At 44.4% G+C, this 18,549-nt stretch carries 21 protein-coding genes; 15 read left to right on the forward strand and 6 right to left on the reverse strand.

Going from position 1 to position 18,549, the window contains the following annotated elements; all coding sequences use genetic code 11:
* The first annotated feature begins 101 nt into the window (after window positions 1-101).
* Window positions 102-1,115 (forward strand): asparaginase, encoded by a 1,014-nt coding sequence (ansA, locus tag IJ23_RS21995; protein ID WP_017635822.1) that lies wholly within the window; start codon window positions 102-104, stop codon window positions 1,113-1,115.
* A 95-nt stretch (window positions 1,116-1,210) separates the two neighbouring features.
* Here the strand turns inward: ansA and IJ23_RS22000 are convergent, their stop codons facing one another.
* On the reverse strand, window positions 1,211-1,495 hold the full coding sequence (locus IJ23_RS22000; protein ID WP_005380700.1) for a YeaC family protein: 285 nt from the start codon (window positions 1,493-1,495) through the stop codon (window positions 1,211-1,213).
* 101 nt (window positions 1,496-1,596) lie between these two features.
* On the opposite strand from IJ23_RS22000, the gene IJ23_RS22005 reads away from it, so the two are divergent.
* Entirely contained in the window at window positions 1,597-2,418 is an 822-nt protein-coding gene (locus tag IJ23_RS22005; RefSeq protein WP_017821139.1) for a DUF2989 domain-containing protein, read from the forward strand.
* Between the two features lie 114 nt (window positions 2,419-2,532).
* Here IJ23_RS22005 and msrB read toward each other — a convergent pair whose 3' ends face one another.
* Complete coding sequence (gene msrB, locus IJ23_RS22010; RefSeq protein ID WP_033907350.1) at window positions 2,533-2,943, reverse strand: peptide-methionine (R)-S-oxide reductase MsrB; 411 nt, start codon at window positions 2,941-2,943, stop codon at window positions 2,533-2,535.
* A gap of 337 nt (window positions 2,944-3,280) precedes the next feature.
* On the opposite strand from msrB, the gene gap reads away from it, so the two are divergent.
* The 10 genes from gap (at window position 3,281) to IJ23_RS22060 (ending at window position 13,381) form a co-directional block, all read left to right on the forward strand.
* Window positions 3,281-4,276: a type I glyceraldehyde-3-phosphate dehydrogenase gene (gap, locus tag IJ23_RS22015; protein ID WP_005380697.1), complete on the forward strand. Its 996-nt coding sequence runs from the start codon at window positions 3,281-3,283 to the stop codon at window positions 4,274-4,276.
* Window positions 4,277-4,432: 156 nt separating this feature from the next.
* The gene (locus IJ23_RS22020; protein ID WP_033907352.1) at window positions 4,433-5,317 is read left to right on the forward strand and encodes a D-hexose-6-phosphate mutarotase; all 885 of its coding nucleotides are present in this window, start codon (window positions 4,433-4,435) and stop codon (window positions 5,315-5,317) included.
* A 197-nt stretch (window positions 5,318-5,514) separates the two neighbouring features.
* A complete protein-coding gene (locus tag IJ23_RS22025) occupies window positions 5,515-7,551 on the forward strand; it encodes a methyl-accepting chemotaxis protein (RefSeq protein ID WP_033907353.1) in 2,037 nt (678 codons plus the stop codon).
* 96 nt (window positions 7,552-7,647) lie between these two features.
* Window positions 7,648-8,475, forward strand: a complete 828-nt coding sequence (rlmA, locus tag IJ23_RS22030; protein WP_033907354.1) for a 23S rRNA (guanine(745)-N(1))-methyltransferase — start codon at window positions 7,648-7,650, stop codon at window positions 8,473-8,475.
* Window positions 8,476-8,572: 97 nt separating this feature from the next.
* Window positions 8,573-9,520, forward strand: coding sequence for a ChaN family lipoprotein (locus tag IJ23_RS22035; RefSeq protein WP_033907355.1), 948 nt, complete (start codon window positions 8,573-8,575; stop codon window positions 9,518-9,520).
* Window positions 9,521-9,771: 251 nt separating this feature from the next.
* Window positions 9,772-10,131 (forward strand): hypothetical protein, encoded by a 360-nt coding sequence (locus IJ23_RS22040; RefSeq protein WP_005380688.1) that lies wholly within the window; start codon window positions 9,772-9,774, stop codon window positions 10,129-10,131.
* 398 nt (window positions 10,132-10,529) lie between these two features.
* A complete protein-coding gene (locus tag IJ23_RS22045) occupies window positions 10,530-12,107 on the forward strand; it encodes an alkaline phosphatase (protein ID WP_033907356.1) in 1,578 nt (525 codons plus the stop codon).
* A 136-nt stretch (window positions 12,108-12,243) separates the two neighbouring features.
* Window positions 12,244-12,543: a ribbon-helix-helix domain-containing protein gene (locus IJ23_RS22050; RefSeq protein WP_005384938.1), complete on the forward strand. Its 300-nt coding sequence runs from the start codon at window positions 12,244-12,246 to the stop codon at window positions 12,541-12,543.
* Window positions 12,544-12,683: 140 nt separating this feature from the next.
* Complete coding sequence (locus IJ23_RS22055; RefSeq protein ID WP_033907357.1) at window positions 12,684-13,079, forward strand: VOC family protein; 396 nt, start codon at window positions 12,684-12,686, stop codon at window positions 13,077-13,079.
* A gap of 17 nt (window positions 13,080-13,096) precedes the next feature.
* Window positions 13,097-13,381: a putative quinol monooxygenase gene (locus tag IJ23_RS22060; protein WP_033907358.1), complete on the forward strand. Its 285-nt coding sequence runs from the start codon at window positions 13,097-13,099 to the stop codon at window positions 13,379-13,381.
* Between the two features lie 69 nt (window positions 13,382-13,450).
* On the opposite strand, the gene IJ23_RS22065 is transcribed toward IJ23_RS22060, so the two are convergent.
* The gene (locus IJ23_RS22065; RefSeq protein WP_005380681.1) at window positions 13,451-15,130 is read right to left on the reverse strand and encodes a mechanosensitive ion channel family protein; all 1,680 of its coding nucleotides are present in this window, start codon (window positions 15,128-15,130) and stop codon (window positions 13,451-13,453) included.
* A 191-nt stretch (window positions 15,131-15,321) separates the two neighbouring features.
* Window positions 15,322-15,762, reverse strand: a complete 441-nt coding sequence (locus IJ23_RS22070) for a YcgN family cysteine cluster protein (RefSeq protein ID WP_005384948.1) — start codon at window positions 15,760-15,762, stop codon at window positions 15,322-15,324.
* Between the two features lie 188 nt (window positions 15,763-15,950).
* Between IJ23_RS22070 and IJ23_RS22075 the strand changes: the two genes are divergently transcribed.
* The 3 genes from IJ23_RS22075 to aqpZ all read left to right on the forward strand — a co-directional run bounded on the left by IJ23_RS22075 (window position 15,951) and on the right by aqpZ (window position 17,512).
* Window positions 15,951-16,199: a GlsB/YeaQ/YmgE family stress response membrane protein gene (locus tag IJ23_RS22075; protein ID WP_005380625.1), complete on the forward strand. Its 249-nt coding sequence runs from the start codon at window positions 15,951-15,953 to the stop codon at window positions 16,197-16,199.
* A gap of 137 nt (window positions 16,200-16,336) precedes the next feature.
* Complete coding sequence (locus tag IJ23_RS24465) at window positions 16,337-16,585, forward strand: YkgJ family cysteine cluster protein (RefSeq protein ID WP_017820793.1); 249 nt, start codon at window positions 16,337-16,339, stop codon at window positions 16,583-16,585.
* Between the two features lie 228 nt (window positions 16,586-16,813).
* Window positions 16,814-17,512, forward strand: a complete 699-nt coding sequence (gene aqpZ / locus IJ23_RS22080; RefSeq protein WP_033907359.1) for an aquaporin Z — start codon at window positions 16,814-16,816, stop codon at window positions 17,510-17,512.
* A 51-nt stretch (window positions 17,513-17,563) separates the two neighbouring features.
* On the opposite strand, the gene recR is transcribed toward aqpZ, so the two are convergent.
* Together recR and IJ23_RS22090 are read right to left on the reverse strand one after the other, a co-directional pair.
* Window positions 17,564-18,163 (reverse strand): recombination mediator RecR, encoded by a 600-nt coding sequence (recR, locus tag IJ23_RS22085; RefSeq protein WP_033907361.1) that lies wholly within the window; start codon window positions 18,161-18,163, stop codon window positions 17,564-17,566.
* 30 nt (window positions 18,164-18,193) lie between these two features.
* Window positions 18,194-18,523: a YbaB/EbfC family nucleoid-associated protein gene (locus IJ23_RS22090; protein WP_005380618.1), complete on the reverse strand. Its 330-nt coding sequence runs from the start codon at window positions 18,521-18,523 to the stop codon at window positions 18,194-18,196.
* Between the last annotated feature and the right edge of the window lie 26 nt (window positions 18,524-18,549).

An 18,549-nucleotide genomic window follows, 5' to 3' on the forward strand; every position in this document is an offset into this window, starting at 1 on the left:
CTCCTCAGATGACTTTCTGATGCTGTGCGTATAGCCTCGCATCTCAAGGTTATTTAGGTATATAATCCCCGCCTCTGTTCCCCTACACGAAAGAAAAAACGATGACTAGAAAACACATCTACATCGCTTACACCGGTGGTACCATCGGAATGCAAAAATCCGACCACGGCTATGTGCCTGTTGCTGGCTTTATGGAAAAGCAATTAGCAAGCATGCCCGAATTCCATCGTCCTGAAATGCCGGATTACACCATCCACGAATACGACCCTCTGATTGACTCATCAGATATGACACCTGCTGACTGGCAGCAGATTGCGAATGATATTCGTGACAACTATGACAAATACGATGGTTTCGTTATCCTACATGGTACTGACACCATGGCGTACACAGCGTCCGCATTGTCTTTCATGCTTGAAAACCTTGGTAAGCCAGTGATTGTAACGGGTTCACAAATCCCTCTCGCAGAGCTGCGTTCTGACGGCCAAGCAAACCTATTAAACGCGCTACATATTGCGGCAAACTACCCGATCAACGAAGTAACTTTGTTCTTCAATAATCAATTGATGCGTGGTAACCGCAGTACAAAATCTCATGCAGACGGTTTTAATGCCTTTACTTCACCAAACCTTCCTCCACTATTGGAAGCTGGGATCAATATTCAAGTTAGCAACAGCGTAACCGTTGGTGCACAACCAGAAGGTGAGTTTAAGGTTCACAACATCACGCCACAACCAATCGGTGTGATCACCATGTACCCTGGTATTTCACACGAAGTTATCCGCAACACGCTTCGTCAGCCCGTGAATGCGATGATTCTTCTGACTTTTGGTGTCGGTAATGCTCCTCAGAACCCTGAGCTGCTTGGTCACCTGAAAGAAGCCTCTGAGCGCGGCGTTATTGTCGTAAACCTAACTCAGTGTTTGGCAGGTAAAGTGAATATGGGCGGATATGCCACAGGTTGTGCTCTCGCAGACTCTGGTGTTATCAGTGGCTTTGACATGACGCCCGAAGCGGCGCTGGCAAAACTACACTACCTTCTAAGCCAAAACCTTTCTTACGAAGAAGTAAAAGAGAGAATGCAACAAGTACTGCGTGGTGAAATGAGCCTGTAAGTTCAAGCTTTCTACGATCTAAAAAGCCCAATACAATTTGGGCTTTTTTCTTTCAAAATCAAAATAATAAAATTTTGAGAAATAAGGCGTAAGGATTAATCAATGTTCGGATTGACACGAACAATATCGCTCTCTTCTCCGCTGAATTGTTTTTTAAGCTCTTGTTTTGATTTAAAACTGATTTCACCACCGGCTGCAACCGTCATATGCTGCGCATCAGTATTATGTTTTGATTGATACAACATCACAGCTTGCATACACGAATCTCGCTGCTCTTTAGAAAGTGTTGTACCCTCAGGCCATCTTCCCGTTTCTACTGCATAGACTAAGCGATCATAAACTTCTGGAGTCATCGCTTGTAATAGTTGTTCTGCGTCCATAGTGTACCTTCTTATTACATTCTATTTACAGAACATAACGGGTTAAGAAACTGAGTCAAGAATACGAAAATGAATTGGTGTAACGGATCACAAGCAAAGCCATGAAAAGAACAAACTGGTTACTTCTCAGCCTCGCATGTTTTGCGCTATCGGGCTGTTTTGAAGGTAACGTGACAACCGAAGAGTTGTGCCAAAAAACACCAGAGCTGCGTTGCGAGCAGCTCAATATGGATGACGGCCAATGTCGAATTCCAAGAACAAATTTGGTTTGGCATCGGTTTGAGCAATTGAAAAACCCATCAGAGGCCAACCAAATCATCGAATACGGTCTGGTCGCTGAATATAGGAAATGCTTAGAACTCGCCTCCCAGATCACCCCTATTGATCAAAGTGCTCTCAAAAGACAACGCTTTAATGCATTGGTACACAGTATTGATGAGCTAGAGCGCATTGTAAACGAGTTAAAAGGCTCAGAAGACCCGGCTACTTTGTATTTCTTATGGTCTCAAACGGGAGATACTCAAGCTCGGCGCGCATTTTTACAAATGGAAGGGTCTCCCCAATTAAATAATGCTGAGATGCAATATGCATTAGCCACTTTTTATACCAACCGAGATACCAAGAAAACCCTGGAGCTTCTTAATAACGCGTTGTCTTTATCTGATGAAGACAACATCAATCCGGTCATTCTCAAGTCAATGGCAAGTATTCATCAGGGGCTTGGAGACAAAGAGCAAGCGTATCTATGGGCAATGGTCGCGAAAAGATTCGACGTACCGCTTGCTGATGAAAAGCAGCTCCAACGTATGTTCAATTTCAGTCATCCAGAGCGATATAAGCAGTTGGATGAATTAGCCGAATCGGTGGCGAAAGCCATAGAGAAAGGTATCTATTCCCCAGCAATGATACCCAGTGAGATATAAACGAAAAACTCCCGCAATGAGCGGGAGTTTTTCTTTGGGTCAAACTACACTCTGTTTTCTACTTACAACAAATCGTATTGAAAGGATAAAACACTATCGAGCACAATTTTGTCGTTATTGTTCTGATTTGTTGAAAATTAACGACACAGAATTAACACAAAAACGCTCTCCTGTGGTCTGTGGGCCATCTTCAAAAACGTGCCCTAGATGGCTATCACACGTTGCACAACGAATCTCTGTACGTACCATTCCGTGACTTAGATCTTCTAAATAGCGCACCGCTTGATCGTTGATAGGCGCATCAAAACTTGGCCATCCGCAGCCAGAGTCATACTTGTTATCAGAGACAAAGAGAGGGGCATTACAACAAGTACAAGCATAAACACCAGTTTCCTTATTATGCAGTAGCTTACCGCTGAAAGGAGGCTCTGTACCTTGCTCTCGGCAAACACGGAACTCTTCATCAGACAGTTGCTCACGCCACTGTTCATCTGACTTCGTCACTTTTTTCCCGCTTTGTTCCACGACTTTCGGCTCCTTATTTACTGTTCTTGGTATTGACTTTTTTAGCAAAAAACTTGCTTCTCTTAACAGTTGTAGCACATACTTTCTCACCAGGACACCATGCGTAATTAATTTGATAAGAGCACTTATCTCACCAGTTATATTACGCCAACTGGGCTACAGAAGAATCAGTTAAAAGTTTAAAAAACGTACATTTGCAAAGAATTGTTAAAAAAAGCGTCGCTTTTTTTTGACTTTAAACAAGTTAAGTCCGATTATCACTTGCAGATGTTTACTGGATTCTGTAATTTTACTACCAGTTATCTTTAATCAGAAATTAAGTTGTGGAGCAACTATAATGACTATCAAAGTAGGTATTAACGGTTTTGGCCGTATCGGTCGTTTCGTATTCCGTGCAGCGCAAGAGCGCAACGACATCGAAGTAGTAGGTATTAACGACCTTATCGATGTAGATTACATGGCATACATGCTTAAGTATGACTCAACTCACGGCCGTTTCAACGGTACTGTTGAAGTTGAAGGCGGTAACCTAATCGTTAACGGTAAAACTGTACGTGTTACTGCAGAGCGCAACCCTGAAGACCTAAAATGGGACGAAATCGGTGTTGACGTTGTAGCTGAAGCAACTGGTCTTTTCCTAACTGATGAGACTGCACGTAAGCACATCACTGCTGGCGCGAAAAAAGTTGTACTAACTGGTCCTTCTAAAGACGCTACCCCAATGTTCGTTAACGGCGTAAACTTCGACACTTACGCTGGTCAAGACATCGTTTCTAACGCTTCTTGTACTACTAACTGTCTAGCGCCTATCGCTAAAGTTCTTAACGACAAGTTCGGTATCGAATCTGGTCTTATGACTACAGTTCACGCAACTACAGCAACTCAAAAAACTGTAGATGGTCCTTCTGCTAAAGACTGGCGCGGTGGTCGTGGTGCTTCTCAAAACATCATCCCATCTTCAACTGGTGCTGCTAAAGCTGTAGGCGTTGTACTTCCAGAGGTAAACGGCAAACTAACTGGTATGGCTTTCCGCGTACCAACTGCTAACGTTTCTGTAGTTGACCTAACTGTTAACCTAGTTAACGGTGCTTCTTACGAAGACATCTGTAAAGCGATGAAAGAAGCTTCTGAAGGCGAACTAAAAGGCGTTCTAGGCTACACTGAAGATGCAGTTGTATCTCAAGACTTCATCGGCGAAGTTTGCACTTCAGTATTCGATGCTAAAGCTGGTATCGCACTAACTGACAAATTCGTTAAAGTTGTATCTTGGTACGACAACGAAATCGGTTACTCAAACAAAGTTCTAGACCTAATCGCTCACATCTCTAAGTAATTAGAAAGTTAGCAATTAGCGAATAACTTCGTTAAAGAAAAGGCGGCTCTAGAGTCGCCTTTTTTGTATCTGGAATTTGAGAGAATGCAGGCTCGATGTTGCATTTAATGTGCGAAGCGCGTCTAAAAGCTCTCCCCCAACGATAGGAAACTACACATGGATTTAAAAACTCTCCCAGCCCTAACGGTGCTATCTGATAACGTCACTATCGTTGAAGTTGATCAGATAAAAATCGTCCGCGTGATTCATGACAAAGCAACGGCAGGCATCTCGCTACACGGTGGTCATGTCGTGTCGTTCACGCCTGAAGGTCAAGAAGATCTGATCTGGATGAGCGAAAAAGCTGTCTTCGATGGTAAAGCTGCTCTTCGCGGTGGTATTCCGGTTTGTTGGCCTTGGTTTGGGCGTATTGCTGCTCCAGCTCACGGCTTTGCCCGCACCGCAGAATGGGAGTTGGTTGAACATCGTGAGAACCATAACGGTGTGATTGTTGAACTTGCTCTGTTCCCGACAGAAGAAATCCACGATATTTGGCCCCATATGTTTGACGCTCGTTTGGTGATTGAAGTGGGCGATGAGCTAAAAGTGACGCTCAAAGTCATGAACATCGATGACGAGGCTTGGACCTTCTCTGGCGCATTACATACTTACCTAAACGTTGGAGACATTAAGCAAGCACAAACGACAGGCATGGGGGCCGAGTACATTGATAGCTTGAAAGCTGATGCGGTATGTCAAGGTGGTAATGTTCTACAACTAACTGACACCATTGATCGCGTTTACACGCAACCAGAAGCGAAAATTTTGGTAAAAGACCCGGTATTGGATCGTACGCTAAGCGTACACAACCAAGGCCACAACTCAGCAGTATTATGGAACCCTTGGGCAGAAGGTGCGCAAAGCATGGGTGACATGGCTGACGATGGTTATCAAACCATGTTGTGTGTGGAGTCTGCTGTTCATGCACCAAGTATTGAGCAAGGTCAAACGCTCCAACCAGGTGAGACACATGAACTTGTCACTGTCATTTCAGCGCAGTAAGAATCACCATATAAAGGCCGGGGATACCCGGCTTTTTTGTAATAAAAGCTCTGCTTAGATGGTCCTATCTTTACTAACTTATTGGTTACTGGTCACTTTTGACGGTTTCATTAATAAATATCAAAAAAATTGATCATATAAACCGATAGCATACCGATACAAAACTCATAAATAATAAAAATATCAGGAATTAGTCTATGTTAGAGAGATACCGAAATCAAAGTGTCGGATTCCAGTTGAAACTGGTGATCACTTTGTGTCTATTCATTGCTTTCAGCAGTATTGCAGCGCTTGTTTACCGCAACGCTTCCGATGTTCTATTGGAAAGCACACTGAAAGAACACCAATCTAAAGTAGAATCAATGGCAAAAACCATTGCTGGCCAATTCGATGCTTACCTGCACACCGCTAAAGTCCTCGAATCTACTTTTCGCAATGGCTACCTTGCCGGTGTCTATGTCGAAAATTACACGGTTGACTTCATGGGACATGAAGTACCAAACATCACTCAATACAGTGAAAGCTTAATTAATGACACCAAGTTGGTCGACAGTTTCACACGTGATACCGGCGCTATAGCAACGCTATTCGCACCATTGGGTGACGACTTTATTCGGGTGTCCACCTCCCTAAAAGATCCACAAGGTCAGCGAGCGGTCGGAACCACGCTAGGCATCAACCATCCTGGTTATCAGCAACTTAAAGCAGGACAACCGTATTACGCTCAAATTAAATTGTATGGCGAGCGCTACATTACCTACTATGCCCCAATCAAAGATGCGACAGGAAAGGTAGCAGGCCTATCGTTTATTGGCTTACCAGTAGACCAAGCGACACAAACCTTATTCGATGCACTCGAAGAGATAAAATGGGGCGACACTGGTTACACCATTATCGTTGATAACGACGAAAACAATCTTGGTAAATACCTACTTCATCCAGCAAAAAGCGGCTCAGATTCGTCAATACTAGAAGTCGCCGACTACAATGGTCACAAGCCTTTTGGCCAGATTTTCGAACAATCTAGTGGATTAATTCGCTACCCTTTCGAGTACCAAGGTAACGTAGGCGAAAAGTATCTTGTCTACACAGAGGTTCCAGGTTGGAACTGGAAACTGCTAGGCGGTACGTTTATCAAAGAAGTTACAAAAGGTAGCGACACGCTTCTCACACTCATTGCCATCATTTCTTCGGTAGCGGCAATCATTACTTTTGTTGTACTGACACTTTTCTTGAATCACAGCTTACAACCTCTCACGACTCTAAACTCATACATGACTCGCTTAGCCGGCGGCGAAGTCAGCTTGAGCATCCCAGCGTCTCGTAAAGCATCAAAGAATGAAATTACGAACCTGAGCTCGGGTGTCGCCAGTATGGCAAGTCAGCTCAATGAACTTGTCGGTAAGATCCGTTCAACAAGCGACTTAGTGGAGAGCAACTCCACCAGCGTTGCCAACGATGCACATAGCAATTTGACCCAAGCCGACCGACAACAACAAGAAGTCGAGCAAGTTGTGACAGCGATTGAAGAAATGGCCTCTTCCGCTCAATCTGTCGCACAACAAGTCGAAAGCATTGCGGAAAACGTACGCTCAGCAAATACCGATAGCCAGTCTGGTCTCGCGATTGTTGAAGGCGTATGTATCGACGTTGCTCAACTTAACGATCAATTGGATCAATCAGCAACGGCTATCGAGCAAGTAAATCGCGATAGCGAGAGTATTCAAACCGTCACTAAAATGATTGATGAAATTGCTGAGCAAACCAATTTACTTGCCTTGAATGCCGCCATTGAAGCAGCACGAGCAGGTGAACAAGGTCGTGGCTTCGCAGTTGTAGCAGATGAAGTGCGCACACTTGCGCACCGAACCCAAAGCTCAGTTCAGGATGTCGTGGAAATTATCGAGAAACTAAAAGGGTCGACTCATAATGCAGTTAATATGATGACAGACAGCCAACGCAGTGCAAACCAGGTCTTGGACAAAGCACAAGACGCGGGCACAGCATTAGAAGCCATCGCAGTACAAGTGCAGTCGATAGCCTCTCAAGCCGACGCCATTGCAGCGACTTCAGAAGAACAAGCTCAAGTTTCACAAGAAATTGCAGCAAATGCCCATTCTATCAGTGAACTTAACCGAGAAAGCCGCAACACGAGCGCAAAAACCTCGCAAAGTGCGATTGAACTTCAACAACAAGCACGAAACTTGAAAGAGCAAGTCGACTTCTTCCACTAATACTTAATAAGAGCCGACCCAGTCGGCTCTTTTTGTTTCACTTGATACCACGCTTTTTGATAGAATTTGCCGCCCTACTTTCTGTTCGAGATCGTCATGAACTATCAATGCCCTCTATGCCACCAAGCTCTAGCGTTAAATGAAAAAACGTTTAAGTGCGAAAACAATCATCAGTTTGACTTAGCAAAAGAAGGCTACGTTAACTTGATGCCAGCGCACCACAAACGTTCTAAAGATCCTGGTGACAACAAAGAGATGATGCAAGCTCGTCGTCGATTCCTTGAAGGAGATTACTACAACCCAATGCGCCAAGAAGTGGCGCAGCTGTGTGCAACATACACTGAGGGGAGCACCCATCAATTATTAGATATTGGTTGTGGTGAAGGTTACTACACAGATCAAGTACAAAAGACGATAGAAACACAAGCGAACCATGCCACGATTTATGGCTTAGACATTTCCAAAGTTGCCATTCGTTACGCGGCGAAGCGTTACACGCACTGCAACTTTAGTGTGGCTTCTAGTCACCGACTTCCCTTCGCAAATGAATCCTTAGATGCCATTTTGCGCATTTATGCCCCGTGTAAAGCTGAGGAGCTGCAGCGCGTTGTAAAAAACGACGGCGTTGTTGTCACGGTTACTCCTGCTAGCCGCCACTTATACCAACTGCGTGAGCGCATTTATCAAGAAGTTCGTCTTCACAATGAAGAACCAGAACATATTGAAGGGTTTGAATTAGAGCACCAGCAGCATCTTAACTATGTTATGGACTTGAAAAACGGAGCCGCAATCGATTTATTGCAAATGACGCCATTCGCATGGAAAGCAACCGATGCTCTTCGTGCAGAGTTGAAATCCGCTACACTTTTCCAATGTGAGGCTGATTTTATGTTGCGTGTATATCGCAAAAAAACACTCAATTAATAAGTCAAAAAAACAACAAACGCAAATAGTTATCATTTATATTGATTCATTGCTCAGCCTCCATTAATATCATCCGGACATTTTTGGAGGCTTTTCAATGCGCTTTTCTACTTTGAGCTTGCTCTTTGCAGGCTTACTTACTGGTTGCTCTTCATATACGCACACCGACTCTCACGCAACCTCAGCGGAAGTCACTAGTTTTTACGACTACCAACTATACACCCCTTCTGGCGAGCACATCGCTCTAAGCAAACTGCCAATTGAGCTGCAACAAGCAGATGTCATTCTTATTGGTGAATGGCACACACACGCCGGCGTTCATCGCTTTCAAACCGATATGCTCAAACAACTTACGTCCTACGACCGCTCACTCGCGTTATCTATGGAACAATTTACCCGCGACAAACAACCTGTTGTTGACGCTTACCTACGTGGGGAGATCGGCGAACAGTACTTAATGAAACAAGCCAACGCTTGGCCCAATTATGAAAGCGACTATCGCTCTCTCGTGGAGTTTGCTAAGCAGAAAAATCTCCCGGTCATTGCAGCAAATGCACCAAAGAACATTGTCCGATGCATTGGTCGACAAGGGCTAGATTACATTAACAAGCTCGATGATGATCAGCGGATGTTCATTGCACAAGCCATCAACACTGGTAGTAGTCCGTACAAAGAAAAGTTCATGGCATCCATGCATCACGGTAAGCCAGAGCAGACGGAAAAACAGTTTGCAGCTCAAGTTACTTGGGATGAAACTATGGCGGAATCTATCGTTAGCTACCTAGACGACAACCCAGGCGCTCAGGTTGTCCATGTTGCAGGCAAGTTTCACACCGAGCAAGGGTTGGGTACGGCAGCATCAATCTTAAGCCGCAACCCGAGCTTAAAAGTGGTTGTAATTAGCCCAACAGATAACGTGCTTTCTGATAATACTGACTATCAGTTAGAGGTTCTCGCACCACCAGTACGGTATGTACAAGATGCTCACCGCATGGCGGCATATCAACATCTAACTAAACGCAATAACGATCTTCAATGTAAGTAGCTGCTCTTCAATTTAAGTTACTACCTTGCCGTTGCGTTGCATCATCACACCGCTCCGAATTCATAGGGTGACAACGGTCTGCTTCCTGCTGGTCTATTTTTTGCTAATGATCACCAATAGAAACTAGAAGCGGCAAAAGCAGACCTGTTTTTATCCAAATAGCTTCAGAAATAAACTTTGCCGCCGATAAAAATATAACTGCTTTTTGCCCGCACTCAGTGACCGAGTGTCGATGTTCCAAGGAGTATTCGATGAATCCAGTAGGAAGCACTTCTGTTAATAGCTATGCCAAACAATCTGTCGCCTCTAAACAAGCAAGTATTGCACAAGAAGAAACTAGTGCTTCGCCTCTGAAAGTCGAACACAATAAGGTGACGCTTTCGACCGAGGGCAAAGCGCTACTTGCCGCTCTGCAACAAATCGAGCACGACAGCAAGAAAATAGAAGCAGAAGATAAATCTGTTGGTGAAAAGGTCGAATCTTTCACGCATGGTGCGCTTGGCATGGATCACCCTGATAAAATCGAGAAAGAAGAGGATGGCTCATATTCTGCGGGTCAATACCTGTCTGCGGCACTTACCGTTGGTGGCATCATATTGGCATTAGTCTGATAACCAGTCTGATAATCGTCACGACAACAAATCCTATTTGAACCAAACACTTACTGCAGCCCATAATTTAATAAGCCAAAGAACGATATGATGCAAACGTAAGTGAATTCGACCGCTCTTGTGGCCCGATAATACATGCTCGTTTATTGCTCCCTAAACTAGGTTTCTTGTGAAGGCACTGAATGGATAACTTTAGTCCATGCTTTCAACTCCTAAGCGTAATCCAAGCCCACGTTTGTGGGCTTTCTTCTTTCCAAACTAACGAACGTTAGAGAGCGACTCATTTTTTCTGCAAAACCAAACAAAAACGACAATTTGGTTAAACTTTTATTACCGACACAAAACCTTCATAAATCATTGCTTTAATGCCTGCGCTTTCAATAAACAAGGAAAATATAATGAAGCGCTTAGTATCTCCAATCGTTACGGCAGTGGCTGCATCTACCCTCTCTTTCAATGCACTCTCAGCTGAAATCAAAAACGTCATTTTGATGATCGGCGACGGCATGGGTCCTCAACAAGTTGGTTTACTCGAGACCTACGCAAAACACGCACCTAACTCGGTTTACAAAGGCGAAAGCACAGCGTTATACAAACTCGCTCAAGAAGGTGTGATTGGATCATCACTGACCAATCCAGAAGACGCAATTGTCGTCGACTCTGCGTGCTCAGCTACGATGCTAGCGACAGGAATCCCTACCGCTTCTGAAGTCATTGGCATTGATAGCCAAGGCAACCATGTCGAAACTATTTTAGAAAAAGCCAAAAGTAAAGGTAAAGCAACTGGGCTCGTCTCTGATACGCGTATGACCCACGCAACGCCAGCAGCATTTGCCGCTCATCAACCACATCGCTCCCTAGAAAACAGTATTGCGGCGGATATGCTCGAAACAGGCGTAGACGTGATGATGTCTGGTGGACTTCGTCATTGGATTCCAAAGTCGACAAACGACAAGGGAGAGACATACGAGCAGCTTGAAAAGCTCACTGAAGGAAATGTCTACCTAAAATCGAAACGCAAAGACGAACGCAACTTGCTTACTGAGGCGCAAGACCAAGGTTACAACCTGGCTTTCAGCCGCGATATGCTCACACAAGCTAAAGGTGACAAATTACTTGGACTTTTTGCTTACTCGGGCATGAACGATGGTATTGCCTACAGTCAAAGCAAAAACGATCCAAAACGCACGCAGCCATCGCTGAAAGAAATGACCACCAAAGCAATCGACATTCTTTCAAAAGACAAAGACGGTTTTTTCTTGATGGTTGAAGGCGGCCAAATTGACTGGGCTGGCCACAGTAACGATGCAGGTACGATGCTGCATGAAATGCTTAAATTCGATGAAGCGGTAAACTCAGTTTATGAGTGGGCAAAAGGCCGTGATGACACCCTGATCATTGTTACTGCTGACCACGAAACCGGCTCTTTTGGCTTTAGCTACTCATCAGCAAACTTGCCTAAACCACAAAAACGCGACGGCGAAGCATTCAAAAATCAGGATTACGCGCCAAACTTCAACTTTGGTCAGTTCGAGATCCTCGATGGTTTATACAACCAAAAGAAAAGTTACTACGGCATGATCAGTGAATTCCAAGCGCTTGATAAGAAAGAGCAAACTCCAGAGAAGTTTGCGGAAGTCGTGAACGCAAATAGCGATTTTTCGATTACGCCTGAGCAAGCAGAACGCGTATTAGCAAGTAAACCAAATCCATACCGACTCGCTGGACACAAATACTTAAGCGAAGAGAACGTACCGACAATCAATGACTTTGATGCTTTCTTTCCTTACAACGACCGTAGCAACTTGCTAGCGCGTGAGCATGCAACAAAGCAAAACACAGTATGGGGGACGGGTACTCATACGCATACTCCTGTCAACGTATTTGCTTGGGGACCTGCAGAAACTATCCTTCCAGTATCAAAAATCATGCACCACTCGCAACTAGGCGAGTACTTGAAGCAACAAATTAAATAATCAACTTGCACTTACTTCACAACTCGTGATGTTTCAACGCTCTCGCAAGGGAGCGTTTTTTTATGCATGAAAACAGTTGACGTTTTAAATCGTACACCACAATAATTATGGGTCTTTAATTATATGAATAAAGAAAATGTGCGAAATCTTTGCTAAGCAACCCCAAGACAACTATCAGTTCATCACCCGCTCTATCCGTATTGATGGTCACGCGACCAGTGTAAAACTTGAAGCGAGCTTTTGGACAATTCTTGAGGAAATCGCTAGTGCTCAAAACATGACGGTTCCTAAATTCATAAGCACTGTTTATCAAGAAGCACTCGAATACAATGGTGAAGTGAACAACTTTGCCTCCTTACTTCGATGCGCTTGCCTCACTTACGCCCGCCAACCTCAAGAGACCACTCGTCAAGCACTTGCGCAACTTAACAGTTAATAGCAACCAACCGACCAATAACCATCCTAGGCTATGCATCCGTATTATAAACCCTTGAGCATCTTCTAATTTGTCGTACTAGAGTACTACCCAGACTCCTTTTGAAATCGCTAACCTGTGCGGACTATCAAGGAGTACCTATGACAAAAATGATTCACACCATGATCCGAGTAAGTGATCTGGACCGCTCTCTACAATTTTACTGTGACATACTTGAACTAGAAGTCGCTGATCAATACATCTTTGATGGCTTTTCTCTAACCTATCTAGCCAACCAAGAAACTGGCTTTGAATTGGAACTGACGCACAATCACGACCAAAGTGAGCCCTACACTCACGGCTCAGGTTACGGCCACCTTGCCGTCAGCGTGGAGGACATTGAACAAGCCCACAAACGCATTAAATCTCTCGGCATTGAAACTGGTGACATCAAAGCCTTTGACCATCAACAAAAGCATTTAGCAACGTTCTTTTTTGTAACCGACCCTGATGGTTACAAAATTGAGTTCCTGCAACGCCAAGGGCGTTACCTATAACAAAAAGAGTAAACATTATGATTCACTTGACGGCTACCTTTCATGCACAACCGGGAAAAGAACAAGAGTTGAAAGAGGTACTTACCCGAGCGCTTGAACCTACTCGCAATGAAGAAGGTTGTGTTCGTTATCAATTGTTCCAAGATAAAGACAATGCATGCCACTTCGTTTTTCAGGAGCAATTTAAAGACCAACAAGCATTTGAGCTTCATGGTAAAACAGAACACTTTGCTCTTTTGATTAGCCAGATCGACAACTTGTTAGAATGCGAGCCGAAACTGGTGTTCTTCGACGAACTGTAACTATAGCGCTAACCGAAGATCAAAAAAGGCACTCTATCTAGAGTGCCTTTCACTAGTTGGGATCTGTGATTAAGCGTCTTGCTTCTCCACCATATGCAAATGCACATCTTGTTGTGGGAAAGGAATCGAAATACCTTCTCGGTCGAAGCGTAGTTTCACTTCTTTAGTCACATCCCAATATACATCCCAGTAATCATCCGTTTTTACCCAAGGGCGCACAATAAAATCTACAGAAGACGTATTTAATGTATGAACTTTGATCATTGGCTCTGGAGTGCGAAGTACCGACGGGTGAGAGGTAATGATATCAGACAATACTGACTCCGCTTTTAAGAGGTCATCCGCATAGCCAATGCCAAACACCATATCCACGCGGCGAATGCGTTCATGCGTGACGTTCTTAATAACATCTCCCCAGATTTTGCTGTTAGGAACAATAATAATTTGGTTATCAAACGTACGGATTGTGGTGTTCACCAAACTCATATGGCTTACCTTGCCATCCACACCGCCAGCATACACAAAATCACCAACATCAAATGGGCGATAAATAAGCAGCATCATACCCGCCGCGAAGTTGGATAACGTGTCTTGCAACGCGAAACCAATAATCACACCAGCAATACCGAAACCGGTTAGGATTGGCGCTAGGTTCAAACCAAGCTGAGATAAGCCCACCATGATACCGATCACCCACACGAATTTGCCGGACATCGAGATAAAGAAGTCCTGCATCAAGTGGGAAAGTTTTAAGTTTTTCGATGCAACTGCTTTACGGACGACTTTGCGAGTTAACTTAGCCAGTCCGCGAGCGATCAATAAAATCAGCGCAAAAACAAACAACTGGAAGATATGCTGCGGTGCATTCTCGGCAAACCAATCCAGTGCCGAGTTGGACCAGTGACTCAGTATTGACCACACAACTTTGGTATTCAGTAAATCATGGGTGATATTACCCGTCACTTCAAAAATTTGGCGCTTGTATTCAGACGTTTCTAAACCGACTTTATCACCAATTGAAATCAGGTTGCGTAAGCTTTCTGTCGCAATATTTAGCCTTTGTTTAGTAATGAGCTGACTAAGTTGCAACGACGCTTTTTCCGACTCTGGGCTAGACGAAAGTTGGGAGCCAATGATCTCACTTTGCTGACTCAAGTACTCAATTGAAGCAGACAGTAAGCGCATACGTTTATCAATTTTATCTTTTAATTCCGCTTCTGCGCGCTCGTTTTGGGCCCCTAGCTCCTTCAACCAAGCGAGATTTTGCCAGCTCGAATCGAAGCTAACATCAAGATAACGCTGTAGCTCTCGATAATCATTAACAAGAGCAAGCTTCTCTTCATCCTTAGCCTTATTTAAATCCTCGACGACTTTCTTTATTTTTTCCGATAGATAGTTCGTCGCGTCCTCAGAGTATTGTTCTTGTTTTTTAACTAGCAAGATCAGCTTGTCGCGAGAGATAGTTTCACGTTCAATCGCTGACGCTAACTGGCTTCTTAATTCTTCATTCTTTTGGAATAGTTGCAGTTGAAGGGCATCACGCTCGTCGCCACTCGCTTGCGAGAGGCTTTGGGATAAATCCACAATCTCTCGGTTCAAGTTGTCAATCGAGATTTCGGCAGCAGAAGGCTCTTGGATGTCGTCAGTAGCAGTCGCATGAACAGCCATTGGGGAGAACATAATGACGGCAAGTGCGAATAATGTCACCCAAGATGTCAGGCGCAGTTTCTGGGGGAAATGAAACGTCATGTTTACCTCATAGGGAACAATCCTGATCAAAACAATCAGAAATAGAAGTGTAAAGCGTTGAAATCATACTCCTAAGTTTACAACACTAAATAATAAACTGAGCAGCATTTCGTTAGCGAGACGTCAAAGTTGGGAGCCCCAATAGCAAACAAGCCTTTCATTTAATCAATGAAAGGCTTGTTTTTATTCGACTAAGGACGGTTGGGATGATTTAAAATATGGTCTTCCCAATCCACCACATCAATCTCGTAAACGACTTTGTTACGGACACTTTCCCCTGCCGCATGCATTGCGGACTTAGAGCCTGTAATCAACGGATGCCATTCTGGTAAAGGCTGCTTTTCAGCCAACAGACGGTAAGCGCACGTGTGTGGCAGCCAAGTAAAATCGTCGATGTCTTCTCGGGTCAGCTTGGTGCACTCTTCACCCGAAGTGAAACGGTTTGGGTAATCCTTACATGAACACGTTTTACTGTTCAGCCAGCTACAAGCCACATTGGTATAGTAGATTTCATCGGTATCTTCATCCATCAGCTTATGCAAACAACATTTGCCACAACCATCACAGAGAGATTCCCATTCCTCTTCTGTCATCTGCTCTAACGATTTACTTTGCCAAAATGGAGTGCTCATACTTCAGGTCTCACCAAGGGAATTTAGGGGGCGATTTATACTCTTCTCAACGCAAAAGTTCAAGTTTTGAGAAGATCTTGCATCCTTCCCACATAACGGTGGAGATATTCAACTACTTTCGTTTTACTGTTCTATCCTTAAACAAGTTTCCATTACTCAATTGATCAAGAAGGCATTAAGGAGTTTTCATGGGTATTATTTCTTGGATTATTTTGGGCTTAATCGCCGGCGCACTTGCTAAATGGCTCATGCCAGGAAAAGATGGGGGCGGTTGGATTGCAACAATGTTACTTGGTATTGCAGGGGCATTTGTAGGTGGCTTCCTTGGCGGCATTCTCGGTTTCGGCGGAGCAACTGGCGTCAACATTGGTAGTATCATTACCGCAACACTAGGCGCATTTATTCTGTTGTTTGTTTATAACCGTTTCTTAAAATAATCACGATGATTTAAAAGCAAAAAACCAAAAAGGGAGCGTAATGTTAAGCGCGCCCTTTTATTTTTTTCTTTCTTCACTCTTCCAATCCACGTCAAAATGACCATAATTGCCCCCTTAATTTTTAAGAGGTTTACATTATGGATTGTCGATTAGGATGTGGAGCGTGCTGTATTGCGCCAAGTATCTCTTCACCAATACCTGGAATGCCCAAGGGCAAACCTGCAGGTGTTCGTTGTGTGCAACTCAACGACGACAATTTGTGCAAGCTATTTGGTAAGCCTGAACGCCCTAAAGTCTGTCACGATTTTAAACCGTGTCCGATTGTATGCGGCAACACCAATCAAGAAGCACTCGACAACATCACTGAATTAGAACAATTGACGTAATGCGACTCTAGACCACACGTTTAAAGTTAGTACCTCGGTTGTTTCTCTCCGAGGCAGTAATCAAAGCCAACTCAAGATTTAGCACTCCCCCCTCAGCCTTTTATCTCACCCTTGAGAACTCTTGCCACATAGCGTCCCATTTGCGGTTTTCGCGCGATCTCCCTCACAATTTATTGACAATTCTCGACTATGTTCAGCGGGTCATTTAATTAAAGATCAGGAAAGAACATGAATAAGTATTTGGCTGAGGCTTTTGGCACGTTCTGGCTAGTGTTAGGCGGCTGTGGTAGCGCGGTGTTGGCTGCGGTTTTCCCTGAAGTGGGTATTGGTCTGTTGGGCGTTTCTTTGGCATTCGGTTTAACCGTTCTGACGATGGCATTTGCTATCGGTCATATTTCAGGTTGTCACTTGAACCCTGCAGTGACAGTTGGCCTTTGGGCTGGCGGTCGTTTTGAGACAAAAGACGTTGCTCCCTACATCATCTCACAGGTGATCGGCGGGCTTATCGCAGGTGGCGTGCTTTACGTTATTGCATCTGGACAAGCAGGATTCGATGTTGTGGGTTCTCGCTTTGCCGCCAATGGTTATGGTGAACACTCTCCAGGCCAATACTCGATGATCGCTGCACTTGTGACTGAAGTTGTCATGACGATGATGTTCCTGATTGTCATTATGGGTGCAACAGACAAACGTGCGCCACAAGGCTTTGCACCTATCGCAATTGGCCTGTGTTTGACTCTCATTCACCTGATCAGCATTCCTGTCACCAATACGTCAGTAAACCCTGCTCGTAGCACGGCAGTCGCAGTATATGTGGGTGACTGGGCGGTTTCTCAGCTATGGCTGTTCTGGATTGCTCCTATTGTGGGTGGCGTGCTTGGTGCAGTTATCTACAAAAATCTTCTTGGTAAAGAATCGAACGATTAATCGTTCCTAACTCCCAAAATCAAAAAAGCCGCTGAATTCAGCGGCTTTTTATTAAATTCTGTGTCGACCTAATAGCGAATGTGACAACGTCGTGCCATCAACAAGCTCTAGCTCCCCACCGACAGGCACACCATGCGCGATGCGGCTGGCATCAACTTGGTGCTCTTTACATAGCTCTGCGATGTAGTGGGCAGTGGCTTCACCTTCAACTGTTGGGTTTGTCGCCAAAATCACTTCGGTAACATCACCGCGACGTAAGCGGTAATCAAGGACATCCAACCCAATATCACTTGGACCAATACCATCTAATGGCGACAAATGCCCCATAAGAACAAAATACCGACCAGAATATTGGCCTGTTGCTTCAACGGCTGCGATGTCTGCCGGGCTTTCTACCACACAAATTTGACCATTTTCTTGGCGTTTTGGGTTGGTACAAATGTGACAGACTTCTTCTTCGGTGAAGGTTCGACACTCAGTACAATGACCTATTTCTGTCATTGCCTGACTAAGCGCATCTGCAAGCTGCAAACCGCCTTTTCTATCGCGCTGTAACAAATGAAAGGCCATACGCTGCGCTGACTTGGGGCCAACCCCAGGTAGACAACGTAAGGCCTCCATCAATTGTTCCAGCATATGACTGGTACGCATTAAAAGTCCGCTTAATTAAATATCAGCAGATTAGAATGGCATTTTCATGCCTGGTGGTAGTTGCATACCGCCAGTTACAGAAGCCATTTTCTCTTTTTGAGTTTCTTCAACACGACGGGCTGCATCGTTGAACGCCGCAGCGATAAGATCTTCAAGCATTTCTTTGTCGTCTTCCATCAAACTTTCATCGATGTCAACACGACGTACGCTGTGACTACCAGTGATAGTAACTTTAACTAGGCCAGCACCAGACTCGCCAGTTACTTCCATATTCGCGATTTCTTCTTGAAGCTTTTGCATGCGATCTTGCATTTGCTGGGCTTGCTTCATTAGGTTGCCCATACCGCCTTTACCAAACATGTTTATCTCTCTGGTTTAATGAGGTG

This window comes from Vibrio sp. OY15, assembly GCF_000742455.1.
GTDB classification, from domain to species: Bacteria; Pseudomonadota; Gammaproteobacteria; order Enterobacterales; family Vibrionaceae; genus Vibrio; species Vibrio alginolyticus.